This is a genomic window from Prauserella endophytica, assembly GCF_005146945.1.
GTDB classification, from domain to species: Bacteria; Actinomycetota; Actinomycetes; order Mycobacteriales; family Pseudonocardiaceae; genus Prauserella_A; species Prauserella_A endophytica.
Map to the genome: position 1 here is coordinate 171,061 of NZ_SWMS01000011.1, position 17,598 is coordinate 188,658.

Below are 17,598 nucleotides of genomic sequence, written 5' to 3' on the forward strand. Positions count from 1 at the left end.
CTCACGACCCTTTCAACACGATGCGGCCAGGGACCCCGCCGGCGGCGAGCCGGTCGAGCGCGCCCCGGACGCCATCGAGGTCCAACCTGCCGTCGATGACCGGGATCTGTGGGACCCGGCCTTGTTTGGCCAGCTCGACCACCTCGGTGAGCTCGGCCAGGGTGCCGACGAAGCTCCCCTGGATGGTGATCATCTTCAGTGCCAGCAACGCGGTCGGGACCGTGAGCTCGCCGCCGAAGAGGCCGACCTGCACCATGTGGCCCCCCTTCACAAGCAGGTCGAAGGCCGCGGTGGCGGTCTCGTTGTCGTTGACGAAGTCGATCACCGCCGCTGCCGGTCCTCCGGTTGCGGCGAGGACGTCCCGATTCGTGTTCCCGGTCGTCGAAACCACGGAGCTGGAGGCACCCAGCTCCCGGGCGAGGGACAGGTTGGCCTCCGCCCTGTCCACCGCGCAGATCTCGCGATGTCCCAGTGCCTTGAGTGTGGCGACCGCGGTGAGCCCCACGCCGCCCACGCCGATCACCACCACCGGCGCGTCGGGCGGGAGGGGCAGCACCTTGGTGGTGGCGGCGTAGGCGGTGAGCCCCGAGCAGGCCAGGGTCGCCGCCCAGCTCGGGTTCAGGCCGCCGATGTCGAGCAGGTAGCGGGGATGAGGCACGAGGATCTTCTGCGCATAGCCTCCGGGACGAGCGACGCCCAGGTTGCGTCCCTGCGGGCAGGCGTTCTCTCTCCCGTCGAAGCAGGCAGGACACTTTCCGCAACCGATCCAGGGATAGACGAGCCGGGTGCTGCCCACTTCGGCGTCGGCGTCCGGCCCCACAGCCTCGACGACGCCGACGACCTCGTGCCCCATGACCAACGGGTAGGGAATGCCGCGGTCGACCATGCTGAGCTTGCCGCGACTGCCCAGGTCGTAGTAGCCCTGGCGGAGGTGGGTGTCGGTGTGACACACCCCTGAGTGTGTGACCCGGAGCAGAACCTCGGTGTCCTGGGGATCCGGTGTGGGAAGCTCCAAATCGGACAATCTCGTGCTGCCCTCGGAGACGGCGAATGCGCGCATCGAGAACCTTTCGCGTGGCGGGGACGGGCGGGGCATGGCACGACGTGGACGCTCAGGCCAGGGCGCCTTCGCGCTCCTCGTTCGGGATCAAGCCCCGGAACCCGGCGTCGCGTACGTCGGCGAGCTGTGTGCGGTAGTTGGCGAGCCCGCCCATGTAGAACATGACCGCATGCTTCTTGCCGGGGATGTTGGCGCCGAAGATCCACGACTCGACCTTGGGGAAGAGCGTCATGTCGGCGATCTCCTTGCAGGTGGCCGTCCACTGGTCCTCGGCCTCCTGGGTCGGTTCCACCGTCCGGACACCGTTGCGCTCGGCATGGCCTACGAGCTCGCTGATCCAGTCCACCTGTACCTCGATGCTCGGCACGAGGTTGGTGAACGGGCCGTTCGGCCCGAGGATCATGAACATGTTGGGGAATCCGGCTTTCGAGACGCCCAGGTAGCTGGTGGGGCCGTCGGTCCAGTGCTCGTTGATGTGCCGTCCGCCGCGGCCTCGGAGGTCCATGTTGCGGTAGTTGCCGTCGACGGCGTCGAAGCCGGTGGCGAGTACGAGGACGTCGAGTTCGTGCACGACGCCGTCCGCGGTGCGTACGCCGGTGGGGGTGATCTCCTCGATGGGGTTCTCCTTGATGGAGACCAGCTCGACGTTGTCACGGTTGAACGTCTCGTAGTAGCCCTCGTTGCACAGTGGGCGCTTGGCGTAGAGCCCGGTGGGCGTGAGCTTGCGGGCGGTGTCGGGGTCCTGGACGATCTCCGCGATCTTGGACCGGATGAAGGCAGCCGCCGCGGCATTGGCCTCGGGGCTGGTGACGATGTCGCTGAAAGTGCCGAACATGAAGCGGAAGCCGTTGCCCTTGTCCCAGTTCTCCTGGAACACCCGTTGCCGTTCCTCCTCCGACACGGACGTGGCCTCCACGGTGCTCTCCTCGAACCCGAAGGCGGTCACCGAGTTGCGCACCTGTTCCCACACCGCATCGAAGTTCTGTTTCGTCGCGGCGACCTCGGCCGGGTCGACCGGCCCGTTCCCGGACGGGACGCAGTACTGCGGCGAACGCTGGAAGACCGTCAGGTGGTCGACCATCTTGGCGGCCGCGACGATGAACTGGGTTCCGGTGGATCCGGTACCGATGACGCCGACCCGCTTGCCGGTGATGTCGAGGTCGTCGGGCCAGGCGTTGGTGTGCACGGTACGGCCGGCGAAGCTCTCCATCCCGGGGATGGCGGGGATGTTGGTCTTGGCGAGCAGGCCGAGCGCGTTGACGAGGTACCGGCTGGTGAACTCACTGCCGTCCGCGGTGCTCACCCGCCACAGCAGGGCCTCCTCGTCGAACACCGCCCCGGTCACCTCGGTGTTCAGCTGGATGTCACGGGCGAGGTCGTAGCGCTCGACGACGTGCTGCAGGTAGGCGAGGATGTCCGGCTGGTCGAGGTAGCGGGTGTTCCAGTCCCACTCCTGGAGCAGGTCCCGGTCGAAGGAGTACCGGTAGACGAACCCCTCGGTGTCGGACTTGGCACCCGGGTACCGGTTGAAGTACCAGGTGCCACCGACCCCGCCGCCCTTCTCGAAGGCCCGGACCGAAAGGCCGAGTTCGTTGCGCAGCTTGTGCAGCATGTAGATCCCGCCGAAACCGGCGCCGATGACGATCGCGTCGTGGTCCGCGGTGTGCTGAGTGCTCATGGTGTTCCTCCGGTCTTGATCAGCTGCTCGGTCGGTTCAGGCGCGGTACCACTTGGCGAGGCGGGCGATCTCGTCGTCCGCGGCCGCGGTGCGCCCGGCGTTGAAGGGGAAGACGTGCTGCTGCCCGGCGACCACGGAGAGGGTGACGTCGACGCCCGCTTCATCGGCGATCCGGGCGAGCCGGGTTGCGTTGTCGAGCAGCGCCTCGTCGCCACCGGCGTTGATGTAGAGCCGGGGGAAACCCGAGAAGTCGCCGTACAGCGGGTTCGCCAGCGGAGCCGTGGGGCTGGTCTGGTCGCCCAGGACGCCGGCGATCATTCCCTCGAGGAGCGGAACGCTGATCAGAGCATCGGTGGCGTCGTTGCTGGCCAGGGTTTCTCCGGCGTTTTCCATGTCCAGCCACGGCGAGAAGGCGACGACACTGCCGGGCAGAGGATGGTTGCGCTCCTTCAGCGCCAGGGCGGCGGCGACGGCGAGATTGCCACCGGCGGAGTCTCCGATGGTGGTGATGTCGCCGGGACGGATGCCCTGCTCGACCAAGGCCAAGAAAGCCGAGACGGTGTCCTCGAGGCCGGCCGGGTGCGGGTGTTCGGGCGCCCTCCGGTAGTCGAGCACGAAGGCGGTGGCGCCCACAGCCTTGGCGACGTGGGCGGCGAGCTTGCGGTGACTCTGCGCGGAGCCGACGGCGAATCCTCCGCCGTGGGTGTAGAGGAGGACCTTGGCGGCTTCGGCTCCGGCGGGGTGGCACCAGATTCCGAGAACACCGCCGACGGTGCCCTCGGCGTAGGTCACGTCCTCCGGTTCCTTGGTCGGCTGATGCCACTCGTCGAAGATGCTGCGGAACAACCGCGTGGTCAGGTTGGGAGTGGCGGCGAGAATCTCGCTCCAGTCGGTGTACAGATCCTTGAGCGGGTCCTGCGAGTTGGCCGAGGGGATCGTCATCTCGATCACTCCTAGTCGGAGTCCGGGCGCTCACGGTCGCGCCTCTGCTGGCTGTGACCAGGGACGTTAGATTCGCCGTCACGGCTGCAGGTGTTCCGTTTTGGAACACTCGCGGCAGAGGGCGCAGAAGAGGCCGCGGTCGACCGGCTGACCGTGACGACCCATTCACTGATACGCGGAACGTATCAATAGGGAGGCAATTGGTCTCGCTGTCGTCGGGACGAGAGCCCGGCCCTGTGGTATGGGTTACAGGACGGAGTCGTCCGAGGAGCCGAGGAGCCCGATGAGTGCTACGCATCGCGAGGCACGCCGGACAGACGCCATTCGGTCTGCCAAGGAGTCCCTGCTCTCACGCGGCCTGCTGCATACCGACACCCGGCCGGAATGGTTGCCCGCCGAGATCGACCGGAGCTGGCGCCGCTCCTTGGGCGCGGGCGCGGTGTGGGAGTCCAGCGCGTTCCGATACGTCAACGAGTTCGACCTCGACAGCGAGCTGAACCGGGCCGCGCGTCCGGTCCTTGACCGCCTCATGGCCATGTTGCAGGACATGGGAACCGCGATCTTCCTGGCCGACAAGACCGGCCAGATCGTGGCCCGGCGTGTGGCCGACCACAGTGAACGGACGAGGTTCGACAACGCGTGTGCGGCCGAGGGATTCGACTTCTCCGAGGAGAAGATCGGGACCAACGGACTCGGCACACCCATGCAGGAGGGCGACGCGGTCTTCGTGCGCGGACCCGAGCACTTCAACGCGGCCCTCGAGGACCTGGCGTGCGCGGGCACGGCGATCAGGCACCCGGCCACCGGTCGCCTGATGGGGTCGCTGTCGTTGGCCGCCCCCGCGGACACGGCCGAGACGATGATGCTGGCGATGGCCCGCGAAGGCGCCCGGCAGATCACCGACAACCTGACCGCCACAGTGGGGCGGCGAGAGATGGCCCTCGGTCGCAGCTACCAGAAGTACCGTTCGAGGGGGCCGGTCATCGTGCTGAACCGCGACACGGTGATGACCAACGTTTCGGGGCTGTCGTTCCTCAACGTCGAGAACCACGCTCTGCTGTGGGAGGCGCTGATCGGTCAGGACTGGTCGCGGGGCTCGTGCGAACTGGAACTGGACCTGCAGGTTCTGCAGGCGCAGGTGGTCGGGCACCGACTCGACGAGCTCGACGGCGAGCCGGCCTTCGCCGTGGAGATCGTGGATCGCAGGCACCAGACGGTCTCCCGCGCGCGTTCTCAGGCACGGTCGGTCGAAGACAGGTACGTTGCCGGGCTGCACCGTGCGGCCGCCCGGAGCAACGCACCTCTGTCGGTCACCGGGCCGAGCGGAGCCGGCAAGCTCCACGTCGCCCTGACCTGGCTGCGCTCAACCGGACATCCGGATCCCCTGGTGTTGGACGCCGGGGACCTGGGGCACGACCCTTCCTGGCGGCGCCGCGCCAAGGACGCCCTCGCCTCAGGTGGCGCGGTCGTGCTCCGCAGGCTGGAGGACCTCGCGGAGAGCCAGGTCAATGCGGTGAAGGCACTCGCCGAGGTCAGCACCCGGGCGGTAGAGCCGCGTGACCACACGGAAACCGCCCAGGACGGTGCCGAGCCGCGGCTGATCGTCACCGCCGACCCCACCAGGTGCTCGGGGCCGGTCCTCGGCGTCCTGGCGTGCGCGACACCCGGAGCCGAACTGCCCGCACTGGCGCACCGAGAGGCAGAGTTACCGGTGATCATCGATGCGCTTGTGGGCGAGCTTCCCCCGCATCGGCGTCCTCTCCTTTCCGCGCCCTCCATGCAGGTGTTGCGCAGATGGCACTGGCCCGGCAACGTCGCGGAGCTGCGGTCGGTGGTCGAGACGCTCGCTCGTGAAAGACCCGGTCGGTACGTGAGTCCCGCTGACCTGCCGCCCCGCATGCAGGCGGCGGTCAACCGCCGCAACCTGTCGCGCATGGCGGCCGCCGAACGAGCCGAGATCATCGCGGCACTGCGTCAGGCCGAGGGCAACAAATCCAGGGCGGCCGAGGCGCTCGGAATCGGCCGGAACACCCTGTACCGCAAGCTCCACACACTCGGCATCGACGACGCATTGCTGTCCGAACCCGACGTCCCCGCACTCCGGTAACCGGGCCTGATCACAGCAGGCGTGCATTCTCCTGTCGTACGGCATGCAGCGCCGAGTCAGTTGGTCACCACCCGGCGAAGGCGATCCGCGGACCCGGCTCTCACCCGGAATTGGTCGCCACCGGCATGCGCGAGATCTACACCGCACCCACCCCGGAAACCGCCGAAATCGCGTCGGGTACACCACCGACCTCATCGAGAACATCGACTTCCAACTCCGCGAACTCCATGCGGCCTGCCCAGTATGGGAGTTCGACGCGTGTTGCCAACGGTCCGTCACCCTTCGACTTGCGATGGTCGGTGTCGCTGCGCCCGCCGACGTCGCATCCCGGGCTGCTGGCTTTGAATGCGCACCGGCCCGGGCCCCTGTGGTTGGAGGGTGTCGTCAGGGTTGAGGAGAAGGCAGGCTTTCATGGAGAGGCATCCGCAGCCGATGCATCCAGTGAGTTCCCGCTCGAGCGATTCGAGTTGTCGGCGTCGTTCCTCCAGTTGACGCTTCCAAGCGCGGGAGACGCGCTGCCAATCCTCGTGCGTGGGCGCATGATCGGTGGGTAGACGACGGAAAACGCTGGCGACGTCGGCGAGCGGTATGCCGAGTCGTTTGGCGACCAGGACCAGCGAGATGCGGCGTAGCATGTGCCGTTCGTAGAGGCGTTGGTTCGACGAGGTTCGCAGGCTGGTGATCAAGCCCTTGCGTTCGTAGAAGTGCAACGCGGAAGCGGATACCCCCGTTCGTCGCATCACCTCGCCGATGGTCAGCGGTTCGGATGGGTCGATGTGACGGGCCGGCAGCGCGGCCAGCTCATCGGGGTTCTCGGGCATGACGGCCACCTTCCGCGGTGATGGGGCCGCGAGAGGGCACAAGAAGCAGGGCAGCGACCGCCACTGACAGCAGGAGGCACGCGGTGCCGACGCCGATCTGCGTGAAGTGCCAGGAGACCGTGAACGCGTCGATCTCGGTGCTGTAGTCCCGGCCGGTGGGAGAGCTGAGATGGCCGGCAGCGACATCGGATGCATGGCCGGAGTCACCGAGCCGGACGGTGAGGAACCCGAGGAGCATCGCGCTGAACGCGGCAATCACGAGAGCTTCTGCCGCTCCGCGGAGTGTGTTGAGGAAACCGGCGGCTGTACCGACGAGGCGTGCCGGGACCAGGGACATCGCCTGACCATCAGTGATACCGAACGAGATCCCCATGCCGATCCCGATGAGCAGCAGCGGGACGGCGACCAGTGCCGTCGTGTTCTCGGGCCCCAGGAGTAGCAAACCGAAGTTGCCGGTGATGACGAACACCAGCGCGGTCAGGATCAGTAGCCGCGCAGAGACGCCGCGATTGACCAAGGTGACGGCGAAGAGCGGGGTGACCAGCACCGGCGCTGTCAGCAACAGCATCGTCAGCCCCGCGGTCGCGGGCGTGTTCCCGGCAGCAGCCTGCAGGTAGGTGGGCAAGAACACCAGCGCGCCGAGGAAGCCGATCGAGGTGGTCAACGTCGCCAGACACCACCCCATGAACCCGCGTTCAGAGACGAGTTCGGGCGCCAGCACAGGAGCATCGCTGCGACGCTGCGTGACCACGAACACGATGAACGCTGCCCCGCCGAGGGCAGCCGCACTCAAGATCGTCGGGTGCGCCCAGCCGACTTCCGGCCCTTCGAGAAGCGCGAACATGAACGCGCTGAGAGCGGCGACGAACAACACGCTCCCGATCCAATCGGTGCGGCCGTGGTCTGCGCGTGATTCCTGGAGGCGCCCTGCACCGCATGCGATGAGCGTGCCGACGATCGCGAACGCCACGAAGCTGCCGCGCCACCCGGTCAGGGCGATCAGTCCGCCAACCATTGTCGGGCCTACGGCGATGCCGACTCCGGCCATCGTTCCCATGAGCGCGAAGGCCCGATTTCGTGCGGCCCCTTCGTAGCTCGACGCCAACAGCGCTCCGCCCGCGGCCATCACTCCGGCACCGCCGATACCGGAAACGATTCGAGCGATATCCAGAACCAGGATCGTCGGTACCAAAGCCGTGACCAGGAATCCGGCTGAGAACACGGCGGCTGCGACGATGAAGACACGACGCCGACCCGCGCGATCTGCCGCTGCGCCCGCAACGAGCGTCATCGCGGCGAAGGCGAGGTTGTATCCGGCGACCACCCAGTTCAATGCCGAACCCGAGGCAGTGAGATCTCGGCCGATGTTCGGCAATGCGATCGCCGTTCCGGAGATCGACATCGCCACCAAGGCGACGCCGACCAAGACGACTGGCAGCGTCAATCGCGACGGCAGACGCGACACGGCACCGAGTGAGGCACCTGCGGAACTGCTGGTGGCCGGAGAGTCCATCGGAGAGTCCTTTCGGTCGAGGCCACACGCACTCGACACAGCCACTCCAGCACCTCAACCGTGGTTGAGGTCAAGCTCGAACGGGCCGGAGGCCGAGACCATGGCGCGCCACATGCGAAAAGTCCTGCCAGGGGGCGGCTCTGCTCGGGACAGTCCGAGTGGCAGATCAATGTGCCAGGCTCGACCCGGGTGGCCGTGCCGGTCACGGTCCCGCATCGCGATCCGGACGGGTGGGCATCGACGAGCACCTCGTCGCCACCCGTGCACGTCCGGCGCCGGTCAGCGCCCTCTGCGGGCGAGGGCGCGCTGCAGTAGCGGCAGCGTGCCGAAGACGACGGTCGGCACCAGCAGGAGCGTGAGCAGCAGCGTGCGCACGAGGCCGGGCCAGGCGTCGAGGTGCGGCATCAGCACGGCGTTGACGAGCGCCGCGGGAGGGAACAGCGCCGCCCAGATCAGCACCGCCGAGCGCAGGCGCGACGGCGCCGGCCGGCCGCTTGCCGCGGCCACGAGGCCGAACTCCGCGAGGGGCAGGGCGACGGGCTCGCCACGGGTGAGTTCGTCGCCCTCCGCGAGCCGCCGGGCTCGCGTGCCGCTGCGCTCCCAGCGCAGCAGCGCCTCCGCACCCGCGAACGATACTCCGATGTGGACGGTGACGGTGCCGTCCACGACCCGCGTGCCGACGTGCGCGCCGAGGTGGCCGGGGAAACCGGCCGCGTCGCGGCACAGGTCGTGTGCCCACCGCGTCAGCGCGGCGCCGCCGGGACCGCGCGCCGTGCGCGAAACGAACACGGTGACCGGCAGCGCCCTGCTCATCAGCGCGCCCGTGGCGGGGTGAGCCCGTAGGGCAGCCCCTCCATCCGGTCCTGGATGATGTCGACGATGCAGGGGCCCGGCGTGGCGAGCGCCTCCTCGACGGCGGGCCGCAGCGCCGCGTCGGACGTGACGCGGATGCCGTGCCCGCCGAGGAGCCGCGCGTACTCGGCGAAGTCGGGATTGCCTAGGAACACTCCCTGGTAGCGCTCATCGTGGGCGAACCGCTGCCGGTCGCGGGTGTTGCCGTACGAGAAGTTGTTGACCACGACCGTGAGGACGTCGATGCCCTCGCGCACGCACGTCTCGAAGTCCTGCGCCACCATCCAGAAGCTGCCGTCGCCGCTGAGCGTGACGATCCGCTCGCCCGGCCTGGCCAGCGCCATCCCCATCGCGGCGGGGAAGCCCCACGCCATCGCGCCACCCGCCGAGCCGTAGTAGCTGCGGGGCCGGTCGACGTGCACGTGCCGCGCCACCCAGGGCCCGAACGTGTGCACGTCCTGCACCAGCACGATTCCCTCGCGCTCGGCGAGGCCCTGCACGGCCCGGACCAGCGCGGCGGAGCTGACCGTGCCCTTGTCCGGTGTCGCCTCCGGCGGAGGCGCCGACACCTCGTCGAACTCCTTGCGCAGCTCGACCCTGCGTGCGGTACGCCGCTCCGCCCGTCCGGGATCGTCCGCGACGAGCGGGCCCAGCGCCTCGGCTAGCGAGCGGGCGGCGGCTCCGGCGTCGGAGACCAGCCCGACCGAGGGCGGGTACACCCGGCCCAGCTCCCCAGGATCGACGTCGGCGTGCACGAGCCGCGCCGACGGCGGCACCAGCGACCAGCGCTTGGTGGTGAACTCGGAGAACCGGCAGCCGAGCGCGACGACGACGTCGGCCTCCCGCACGATCCGGTCGGTCACGTCGTGCGCGCCGTAGCCGAGCGCGCCAAGGAACGCGGGATGGCTGTTGGGCACCGCGTTCTTGCGCAGCCACGTGCTGACCACGGGTGCCCCCGCCGTCTCGGCCAGCGCCAGCACGGCGTCCGGGGCTCCCGTGCCTCCGCCGCCCACGATGATCACCGGCCGCTCCGCGGCGGCGAGCAGCCCGGCGGCCTCGGCGATGCCCCGCGGGTCCGGGGCGGGTGGGTACACGCGGACGCGGGGACCGGGGCCTGCCTGCGCCGGTGCCTGCAACACGTCCAGCGGAAGCGACACGACGACCGGCCCCGGCCTGCCGCTGACGACGGCACGGACGGCCCGCTGCAGCAACTCCGGGATCCGGTCCGGCTCGGTGATCTCCACGGCCCACTTGCACATCGGGGCGAACGCCGAGACCACGTTCATGTCCTCGAACGAGCCGCGGTGGCTGATCGACTGCGGCACCTGCCCGACCAAGGCGAGCAGCGGGACGGACTCGTCGTGGGCGTTCTGCACCGCGATCGCCAGGTTCGCCGCGCCGGGGCCGCGCGAGGCCAGGCAGACGCCGAGCGGCCCGCCCGCGCGGGAGAACCCGTCGGCCATGAACCCGGCGACCTGCTCGTGGCGGGTGGAAAGGTAGCGCACGGCGGCGTGCCTGCCGAGCGCGTCGATGAGCTCCATGATCGTGGTGCCGGGCAGGCCGAAGACGTGGGTGACGCCTTCGGCGGCCAGTGTCTCGACGACGAGGTCGGCGCCGTGAAAGGACTCAGACGACAACGTTCACCGCCTTCAGTTCGGTGTAGCTCAGCAGCTCCTCGACGCTCTCCTCGCGCCCGATCCCGGAGGACTTGGTGCCGCCGAAGGGAACTCCCCAGAAGTGCCGCGACGAGCCGTTGACCCAGACGTAACCCGCCTCGACGCGGTCGGCGAGGTCGAGCGCGGTGGAGACGTCGCGGGTCCAGATGCTCGCGGTGAGCCCGTAGTCCACGCCGTTGGCGATTCGGATCGCGTCGTCGAGGTCGGTGAAGGTGAGCACGGACATGACGGGCCCGAAGACCTCCTCCCGCGCGATCCGCATGCGGGGGTCGACGCCGGTGAAGATCGTCGGCTCGAGGTAGTAGCCGCGGTCGAGACCGTCCGGCCTGCCGCCGCCGTGGAACAGCGTGGCGCCCTCGGTCGTGGCGATGTCGATGTAGCGGCAGGACTTGTCGTACTGCGCGCGTGAGGCGAGCGGGCCCATCTGCGTGGCGGGGTCGACGGGGGAGCCGATCGTGATCCGCCCGATCCGCTCGCGCACGAGCGCCAGTACCTCGTCCGCGACGTCGGTGTGCAGCAGCACCCGCGAGGTGGAGCCGCACGACTGGCCCGCGGACCAGGCGAAGTTCATGCCGCCGACGATGCCGTCCGCCGCGGCCCGGAGGTCGGCGTCGGGGCACACGATGAGCGCGTTCTTGCCGCCCAGTTCGAGGCTGACCTCCTTGACCCCGGACTCGGCGGCGTCGCGCTGGATGATCCGGCCGACGCGCTCGCTGCCGATGAAGCCGATCCTGCGGACGAGCGGGTGTCGCACGAGTGCCTGGCTCGCGGCGGGCCCGTCGCCGGTGATCACCGAGAGGGTGCCCTCGGGCAGGATCCCGGTGGCGATCTCGGCGAGGCGCAGCGCCGACAGCGGGGTGATCTCCGAGGGCTTGAGCACCACCGTGTTGCCAGCCAGCAGCGGAGCCGCGATCTTGGCGGCGGCGAACATGACGGGGTGGTTGAACGGGACGATCCGCGCGACCACCCCGAACGGCGCCCTGCGGGTGAAATGCAGGTTCTCGGCGCTGGCGGGGATCGTATCCCCGCCGAGGTGCGTGGCGTAGTCGGCGAACAGCTCCAGGACGTCGGCGCCCCACCCCACGTCGGTGCGCATGGCCGTGACCGGGTTGCCGGAGTCGAGCGCGTCGAGCAGCGCCAGCTCGTCCGCGTGGGCCCTGATCGCGGCGGCCAGCTCACGCAGCCTGCCGGCGCGCTCGCGGGGCTGCACGTTTCGCCAGCCGGTGGCGGCGTCGGCGGCGGAGCGCACGGCCTCGTCGGCGTCCTCCGGTGTCGCGTTCGGCGCCTCGGCCAGCGGCTCCTCCGTCGCGGGACACTCCACTGTGTACGTCGCGCCAGTGCCGGCCGCGCGCGCGTGCCCGCCCACGGTGAGCCGCCACTCTCGATCGGCGACGCCCGCGGCGGTCGCGATCAGGTCGTCCACCACTGACATACGGGCAACCTCCATTCTGAGGAAAACTCCTCTGTACGGAAGAAGGTAGCCCGCGATCGCGGCGGTTGACAACAGCCGGGGCCACCCGGCATCCTCTTCTCTGCTAAAAAGATTGACGCTCTGTAGAGCAGAAACGAGGCGCGTGATGGACGATCAGTCGCATCTCCTCGAGGAAGTGCGGCGGGGCATGATTCCGGCCCACATCTACAACGACGAGGAGGTGTTCCGGCTCGAGAGGGAGCGTCTGTTCAGCCGCGCGTGGGTGTTCGTGGGACATGAGTCGGAGATCCCGCAGCCCGGCGACTACGTGGTGCGCAGGGTGCTGGAGGACTCGTTCATCGTGGCCAGGGGCGAGGACCACCAGGTGCGAGCGCTGTTCAACATGTGCCTGCACCGTGGCATGCAGGTCTGCCGCGCGGAGATGGGCCACGCCTCCCACTTCCGCTGCCCGTACCACGGGTGGTCGTACCGCAACGACGGCAGGCTGGTCGGGCTCCCGTTCCACAAGGAGGCCTACGGCGGGGAGGCCGGTTTCCGGCGGAAATCCCAGACCCTGCTGCCCGCCCCGGCGCTGGACACCTACAACGGGCTGATCTTCGTCAGCATGGACCCGGACGCGCCGCCCCTGCGCGACTACCTCGGCGACTTCGCGTTCTACCTCGACTACTACACGAGACAGTCGCCGTCCGGCATCGAACTGCGCGGGCCGCAGCGCTGGCGGGTCAAGGCGAACTGGAAGATCGGCGCCGAGAACTTCGCCGGCGACATGTACCACACGCCGCAGACCCACACGAGCGTCGTGGAGATCGGCCTGTTCCGCGAACCCAAGGCGGAGAAGCGCAAGGACGGCTGCACCTACTGGGCCGGCAACGGCGGCGGCACGACGTACAAGCTCCCGCCCGGCACGCTGGAGGAACGGCTGCGCTACGTCGGCTACCCGGACGTGATGATCGAGCGGATGAAACAGGTCTGGTCGCCGGAACAGCTCGACCTCGTCGGCCACGACGGTTTCATGGTCTCGGCGGCCTCGGTCTTCCCGAACCTGAGCTTCGTCCACAACTGGCCGAGGGTCGAGGACTCCGACGACGTGCTGCCGTTCATCTCGATCCGCACCTGGCAGCCCGTGGGGCCCGACGAGACCGAGGTGCTGTCGTGGTTCGCCGTCGACGCCGAGGCGCCCGAGGAGTACAAGGCGCTGTCCTACAAGGCGTACCTGATGTGCTTCGGCAGCACCGGGATGTTCGAGCAGGACGACGTGGAGAACTGGGTGTCGCTGACGAGCACGGCCGGAGGCTCGATGGCGAGGCGGCTGCTGCTCAACAGCAGGATGGGCCTGCTGGAGGACGACGCCACCGTCGTGCCGCCCCTGCCGCCCGAGCGGTTCTCCGGCCCAGGGGAGGCCTACGTCGGCTACGGCGAGTACAACCAGCGGCACCTGCTGCGGCGCTGGGCCGACTACCTGGAACGGCCCGCGGAGTCCGCGGAGCGAATCCACGTGGGCCGCGGCGGGAAGGCGGTGACGGCATGACCTCCGCCCGCGCCCGGCAGCGTCCGACCGGCAACGGCGGACCGTACTCGGCGGAGTCGGCGCTCGGCGGGCACGCGCCGGCGCTCCAGCGCACCGGCCGCTCGCTGCCGTTCTCCGACGAGCGGCACCTGCAGGCCCACCACTGGCTCGTCGAGGAGGCCTACCTGCTCGACGCCCAGCACTACGACGAGTGGCTCGACCTGCTCACCGACGACATCCACTACCTGATGCCGGTGCGGGTCAGCACCGCGCTCGGGGCCGGCTACGACTCCGCGCCCGGCATGGCGCACTTCGACGAGAACAAGTACTCGCTGTCGCGGCGGGTCGCGCGCTTCGCCACCGAGCACGCGTGGACAGAGGACCCGCCATCGCGGTTGCGGCACTACGTCACCAACGTGCGCACGTTCGCCACCGAGGACCCCGGGCACGTCGTCGTGGACTCGGCGGTGCTGCTGTACCGCAGCCGGGGCGACGTGCGGGAGGCCGCCGTCGTCTCGGCAGGGAGGGAGGACCTGCTGCGGCGGGCTTCCGACGGGGAGGGCTGGCTCCTCGCGCGCCGCACGATCCTCGTCGACGACGCGGTGCTGCGCACCCAGAACCTGGCGATCTTCCTATGACTGCGCGCTGGCCGGGAGAGCAGGACGACGCCGAGGCTGCCGCGCTCGCCGCCGCCGAGCTGCGGAAGCTGCGGGAGAACCGGCAAGGAGAGGAGATCGTGCTGGGCAACGAGTTCGCCGAGATCCGGGTGTGCCGCGTGGAGACGCGCAACGGCTCCCGGCTGCTGGTCGAGGCGCCCAAGTCGGGGCAATGGGTAGCGCTGTGCCCGCTGGAGCTGGAGGCTCTGACGTGGCAGAACGCCGCGACGTTCTCGGCGATGATCGGCACGCCCTTCGGTCCGCTGTTCGGTCACGCCGAGGAGGACGCGTGACGGGCTGGCTGGAGGATCGCAGGGCGCTCGTCGTCGGGGCGGGGTCGGGCATCGGCAGGGCCGTGGTCGACGCGTTCCGGCACGAGGGCGCGCGGGTCGCCGTGCTGGAACGCGACGAGGCCAAGTGCGAGGCGCTTGCCACCGAGATCCCGGACCTGCCGGTCGTCGCGGGCGACGCGACGACGAGGGCGGCCAACGAGGAGGCGGTGGCGAGGACGGTCGCGGAGTTCGGCGGGCTCGACGTGCTGGTCAACTGCGTCGGCGTGTTCGACTTCTACCGGGGCCTCGGCGAGCTCGACGCCCCCGCGATCGACGACGCCTTCGCCGAGATGTTCTCCGTGAACGTCAAGAGCCAGCTGCACTCGGTCAAGGCGGCGCTGCCCGCGTTGCGCGCCGGCGGGGGCAGCGTTGTGCTCACCGAGTCGACCTCGGCGTACTACCCGGGACGCGGCGGCGTGCTGTACGTGTCCTCGAAGTTCGCCGTGCGCGGACTCGTGACCGCGCTCGCGCACGAGCTCGCTCCCGAGATCAGGGTGAACGGCGTGGCACCGGGCGGCACGCTCGGCACCGACCTGCGCGGACTCGACAGCCTCGGGCTCGGCGAGCGCAGCCTCGGCGCCACCGCGGGCAGGGAGGCCGAGCTGGTCGGCCGCGTGCCGCTGCGCGTCGCGCTCTCCGGCGCCGACCACGCGTGGAGCTACGTCTTCCTGGCCTCGGAGCGCTCCCGCGGCATCACTGGAGACGTGATCCATCCCGACGGCGGCATCGCCGTGAAAGCGTGACTAGGAGGAACCGACATGGCACTCGTGAAGGCCGATCTGGACCTGTGCCAGGGCTACGCGAACTGTGTCGTCGCGGCGGACGATGTGTTCGACCTCGACGACGACGGCCTGGTGGTGGTGCTGAGAAAAGAGGTCTCGGGGTCCGAAATGGACCGGATCAGCGACGCCGCCCGCAGCTGCCCCGTCGCCGCGCTGAGGGTCGAGACGCCGTGAGCCCGGTGACGGTCATCGTCGGCTCCTCGGTCGGCGGGGTGCGCACGGCACAGGCGCTGCGGAGCAGGGGCTACGCCGGCGACGTGGTGCTCGTCGGCGAGGAAACCGTGGCGCCGTACGACAAGCCGCCGCTGTCCAAGGGCGTGCTCGCGGGCACGTCGACCGGCGACGACATCACGCTGCTGACGGAGAGCGCGGCCCGTGACGCTGGGATCCGGCTGCTGCTCGGCCGCGCCGCGACACGGCTCGACGTCGCGGGCCACCGGGTCGAGCTGGCGGACGGCGAGCAGCTGCGCTACGACGACGTGGTCCTCGCGACGGGCGCGCAGGCCAGGCCGTCGCCGTGGGGCGCTCCGCCCGGCCTGCACGTCCTGCGCACGCTCGCCGACGCCACGACGCTGGCGCGCGACCTGCGCCGCGGTGGGCCGCTGGTGGTGATCGGCGCGGGCTTCGTCGGCGCCGAGGTCGCCGCGACGGCCCGCGGTCTCGGGGTGCGCGACGTGACGCTCGTTGACCCCGCTCCGGCGCCGATGAGCAGGGTGCTCGATCCCGCGGTGGCCGGCTGGTTCGCGCGGCTACACGCCGAGCACGGCGTGACCACGCGGTTCGGGGTGGGCGTCGACGGCGTCGAGCAGGTCGAGGACGGGCTCGTGGTGCGTCTCGGCGACGGGACCCCGTTGCCCGCCGCGACCGTGGTCGTCGGCATCGGCGCAGTGCCCAACGACGATTGGCTGCGTACCTCCGGCCTGCGCCTCGACGACGGCGTGGTGTGCGACCGGTTCAGCCGCGCGGCGGACCACGTGCACGCCGTCGGCGACGTGGCCCGCGTGCCGCATCCCCGGCGGGGCGGGCTCGGCCGCGCCGAGCACTGGACCAACGCCGTGGAGCAGGCGGCGTGCGTGGCCCACAACATCGTCCGGCCGGACGCGCCGCGCGTCCATGAGCCGGTCGAGTACGTGTGGAGCGACCAGTACGACCGCACGCTCCAGCTCACCGGCCACACCGGAGGGGCGCTGGGCCACGTTCTCGTGCCGGGCCCCGACCCGGAGCGCTCGTTCGCCGCGCTCTACGCCGAGCCGGACGGCACGTTCGCGGGTGCCGTGACCGTCAGCTGGCCGCGTGCGCTCGTCGTCTGCCGCAAGGCGGCGGGCACGATGTCCCTGGAGGAGGTCCGGCAACTGGTGTCCGCACGGCGGCCCAGCGCGAGGACGGGGGCGGTGACATGAGCGAGGAACTGGCGCCCCTGCGCACCCACATCGCGCAGGCCTGCCGGGTGCTCGCCGCGCGCGGCCTCGCCGACGGGATCCTGGGGCACATCAGCCTGCGGGTGGACGCGCGGCGACTGCTCGTGCGCTGCCGTGGCCCCGAGGAACGCGGACTCGCGTTCACCACCAGCGCCGACATCCGGCTCGTGGACCTCGACGGGGAGCCGGGGACGGCGGGCGAGCTAGACGGCGGCTACGCTCCGCCGAACGAGCTTCCCTTGCACACCGAGGTCCTGCGCGGCAGACCCGACGTGGAGGCGGTCGTGCACGCGCACCCGCCGTCGGTCGTCGCGGCCGACCTCGCGGGACTGGCGATCCGGCCGATCGTCGGAGCCTTCGACATCCCCGGCACGCGGCTGGCCGCCGGGGGCGTGCCGGTCTACCCGCGGGGCTTGCTGGTGCGCAACCGGCGGCTGGCGGCGGAGATGGTGGCGGCGATGGGAAAGCGGCCGGTCGTGCTCCTGCGCGGTCACGGGCTCACCAGTGCCGGGGGCAGCGTCGAGCAGGCCGTGCTGCAGTCCATCAGCGTGGACCGGCTCGCGGCGCTCTCCCTACGCGTGGTGAGCGCGGGCGGGACGCTCGCCGATCTGCCCGAGGAGGACCTGGCCGAGCTGCCCGATCTCGGAGCGACGTTCAACACGGCGACGGCGTGGCGGCATGAGCTTGCGCGGCTGCGGCGGGACGTGTCCGTTCCGGTGTGATCGTCCTTTGTGTTCGCTCGGCACTGTTGACACGAACGAGTGAATGAAAGAAAGTGATTCTGCATCGCAGAGACCGGTCCTCGTGTTGTCCCGATGCCCC

16 protein-coding genes are annotated in these 17,598 nt (G+C 69.9%); 8 read left to right on the top strand and 8 right to left on the bottom strand.

All coding sequences use genetic code 11. The annotated features are described in order from the left end of the window. Position 1 precedes the first annotated feature (1 nt). The 3 genes from FCN18_RS20790 to FCN18_RS20800 are packed head-to-tail and all read right to left on the bottom strand — an operon-like array spanning position 2 to position 3,680. Positions 2-1,096 (bottom strand): alcohol dehydrogenase, encoded by a 1,095-nt coding sequence (locus FCN18_RS20790; protein WP_323808368.1) that lies wholly within the window; start codon positions 1,094-1,096, stop codon positions 2-4. Positions 1,097-1,112: 16 nt separating this feature from the next. Next, entirely contained in the window at positions 1,113-2,738 is a 1,626-nt protein-coding gene (locus FCN18_RS20795) for a flavin-containing monooxygenase (RefSeq protein ID WP_137095890.1), read from the bottom strand. A gap of 36 nt (positions 2,739-2,774) precedes the next feature. Next, the gene (locus FCN18_RS20800; protein ID WP_112273233.1) at positions 2,775-3,680 is read right to left on the bottom strand and encodes an alpha/beta hydrolase fold domain-containing protein; all 906 of its coding nucleotides are present in this window, start codon (positions 3,678-3,680) and stop codon (positions 2,775-2,777) included. A 283-nt stretch (positions 3,681-3,963) separates the two neighbouring features. On the opposite strand from FCN18_RS20800, the gene FCN18_RS20805 reads away from it, so the two are divergent. Further along, positions 3,964-5,787: a sigma-54-dependent Fis family transcriptional regulator gene (locus tag FCN18_RS20805; RefSeq protein WP_158303144.1), complete on the top strand. Its 1,824-nt coding sequence runs from the start codon at positions 3,964-3,966 to the stop codon at positions 5,785-5,787. A gap of 275 nt (positions 5,788-6,062) precedes the next feature. Here FCN18_RS20805 and soxR read toward each other — a convergent pair whose 3' ends face one another. The 5 genes from soxR to FCN18_RS20830 form a co-directional block, all read right to left on the bottom strand. Then, complete coding sequence (gene soxR, locus FCN18_RS20810) at positions 6,063-6,608, bottom strand: redox-sensitive transcriptional activator SoxR (protein WP_137095892.1); 546 nt, start codon at positions 6,606-6,608, stop codon at positions 6,063-6,065. After that, positions 6,589-8,121, bottom strand: a complete 1,533-nt coding sequence (locus tag FCN18_RS20815; protein WP_228714058.1) for an MFS transporter — start codon at positions 8,119-8,121, stop codon at positions 6,589-6,591. Before FCN18_RS20815 ends, soxR begins: the two co-directional genes overlap by 20 nt. 279 nt (positions 8,122-8,400) lie before the next feature. Beyond that, complete coding sequence (locus tag FCN18_RS20820; RefSeq protein WP_137095893.1) at positions 8,401-8,934, bottom strand: hypothetical protein; 534 nt, start codon at positions 8,932-8,934, stop codon at positions 8,401-8,403. Continuing rightward, positions 8,934-10,610: a thiamine pyrophosphate-binding protein gene (locus FCN18_RS20825; RefSeq protein ID WP_137095894.1), complete on the bottom strand. Its 1,677-nt coding sequence runs from the start codon at positions 10,608-10,610 to the stop codon at positions 8,934-8,936. Before FCN18_RS20825 ends, FCN18_RS20820 begins: the two co-directional genes overlap by 1 nt. Continuing rightward, positions 10,600-12,081, bottom strand: coding sequence for an aldehyde dehydrogenase family protein (locus FCN18_RS20830; protein ID WP_137095895.1), 1,482 nt, complete (start codon positions 12,079-12,081; stop codon positions 10,600-10,602). The genes FCN18_RS20825 and FCN18_RS20830 overlap by 11 nt, the downstream gene beginning before the upstream one ends. A gap of 145 nt (positions 12,082-12,226) precedes the next feature. Here FCN18_RS20830 and FCN18_RS20835 point away from each other — a divergent pair, with 145 nt between their 5' ends. The 7 genes from FCN18_RS20835 to FCN18_RS20865 are packed head-to-tail and all read left to right on the top strand — an operon-like array spanning position 12,227 to position 17,498. Beyond that, the gene (locus FCN18_RS20835) at positions 12,227-13,609 is read left to right on the top strand and encodes an aromatic ring-hydroxylating dioxygenase subunit alpha (protein ID WP_137095896.1); all 1,383 of its coding nucleotides are present in this window, start codon (positions 12,227-12,229) and stop codon (positions 13,607-13,609) included. Next, complete coding sequence (locus FCN18_RS20840) at positions 13,606-14,226, top strand: 3-phenylpropionate/cinnamic acid dioxygenase subunit beta (RefSeq protein ID WP_137095897.1); 621 nt, start codon at positions 13,606-13,608, stop codon at positions 14,224-14,226. Before FCN18_RS20835 ends, FCN18_RS20840 begins: the two co-directional genes overlap by 4 nt. Continuing rightward, on the top strand, positions 14,223-14,537 hold the full coding sequence (locus tag FCN18_RS20845; RefSeq protein WP_113641161.1) for a hypothetical protein: 315 nt from the start codon (positions 14,223-14,225) through the stop codon (positions 14,535-14,537). Before FCN18_RS20840 ends, FCN18_RS20845 begins: the two co-directional genes overlap by 4 nt. Further along, positions 14,534-15,319, top strand: a complete 786-nt coding sequence (hcaB, locus tag FCN18_RS20850) for a 3-(cis-5,6-dihydroxycyclohexa-1,3-dien-1-yl)propanoate dehydrogenase (RefSeq protein ID WP_113641160.1) — start codon at positions 14,534-14,536, stop codon at positions 15,317-15,319. The genes FCN18_RS20845 and hcaB overlap by 4 nt, the downstream gene beginning before the upstream one ends. Before the next feature lie 15 nt (positions 15,320-15,334). Next, positions 15,335-15,532 carry a ferredoxin gene (locus FCN18_RS20855; protein WP_112273004.1) on the top strand — a complete coding sequence of 66 codons (198 nt, stop codon included), beginning with the start codon at positions 15,335-15,337 and terminating at the stop codon, positions 15,530-15,532. Next, on the top strand, positions 15,529-16,758 hold the full coding sequence (locus tag FCN18_RS20860) for an NAD(P)/FAD-dependent oxidoreductase (RefSeq protein ID WP_137095898.1): 1,230 nt from the start codon (positions 15,529-15,531) through the stop codon (positions 16,756-16,758). Before FCN18_RS20855 ends, FCN18_RS20860 begins: the two co-directional genes overlap by 4 nt. Then, the gene (locus FCN18_RS20865) at positions 16,755-17,498 is read left to right on the top strand and encodes a class II aldolase/adducin family protein (protein ID WP_113641158.1); all 744 of its coding nucleotides are present in this window, start codon (positions 16,755-16,757) and stop codon (positions 17,496-17,498) included. Before FCN18_RS20860 ends, FCN18_RS20865 begins: the two co-directional genes overlap by 4 nt. Positions 17,499-17,598 lie beyond the last annotated feature (100 nt).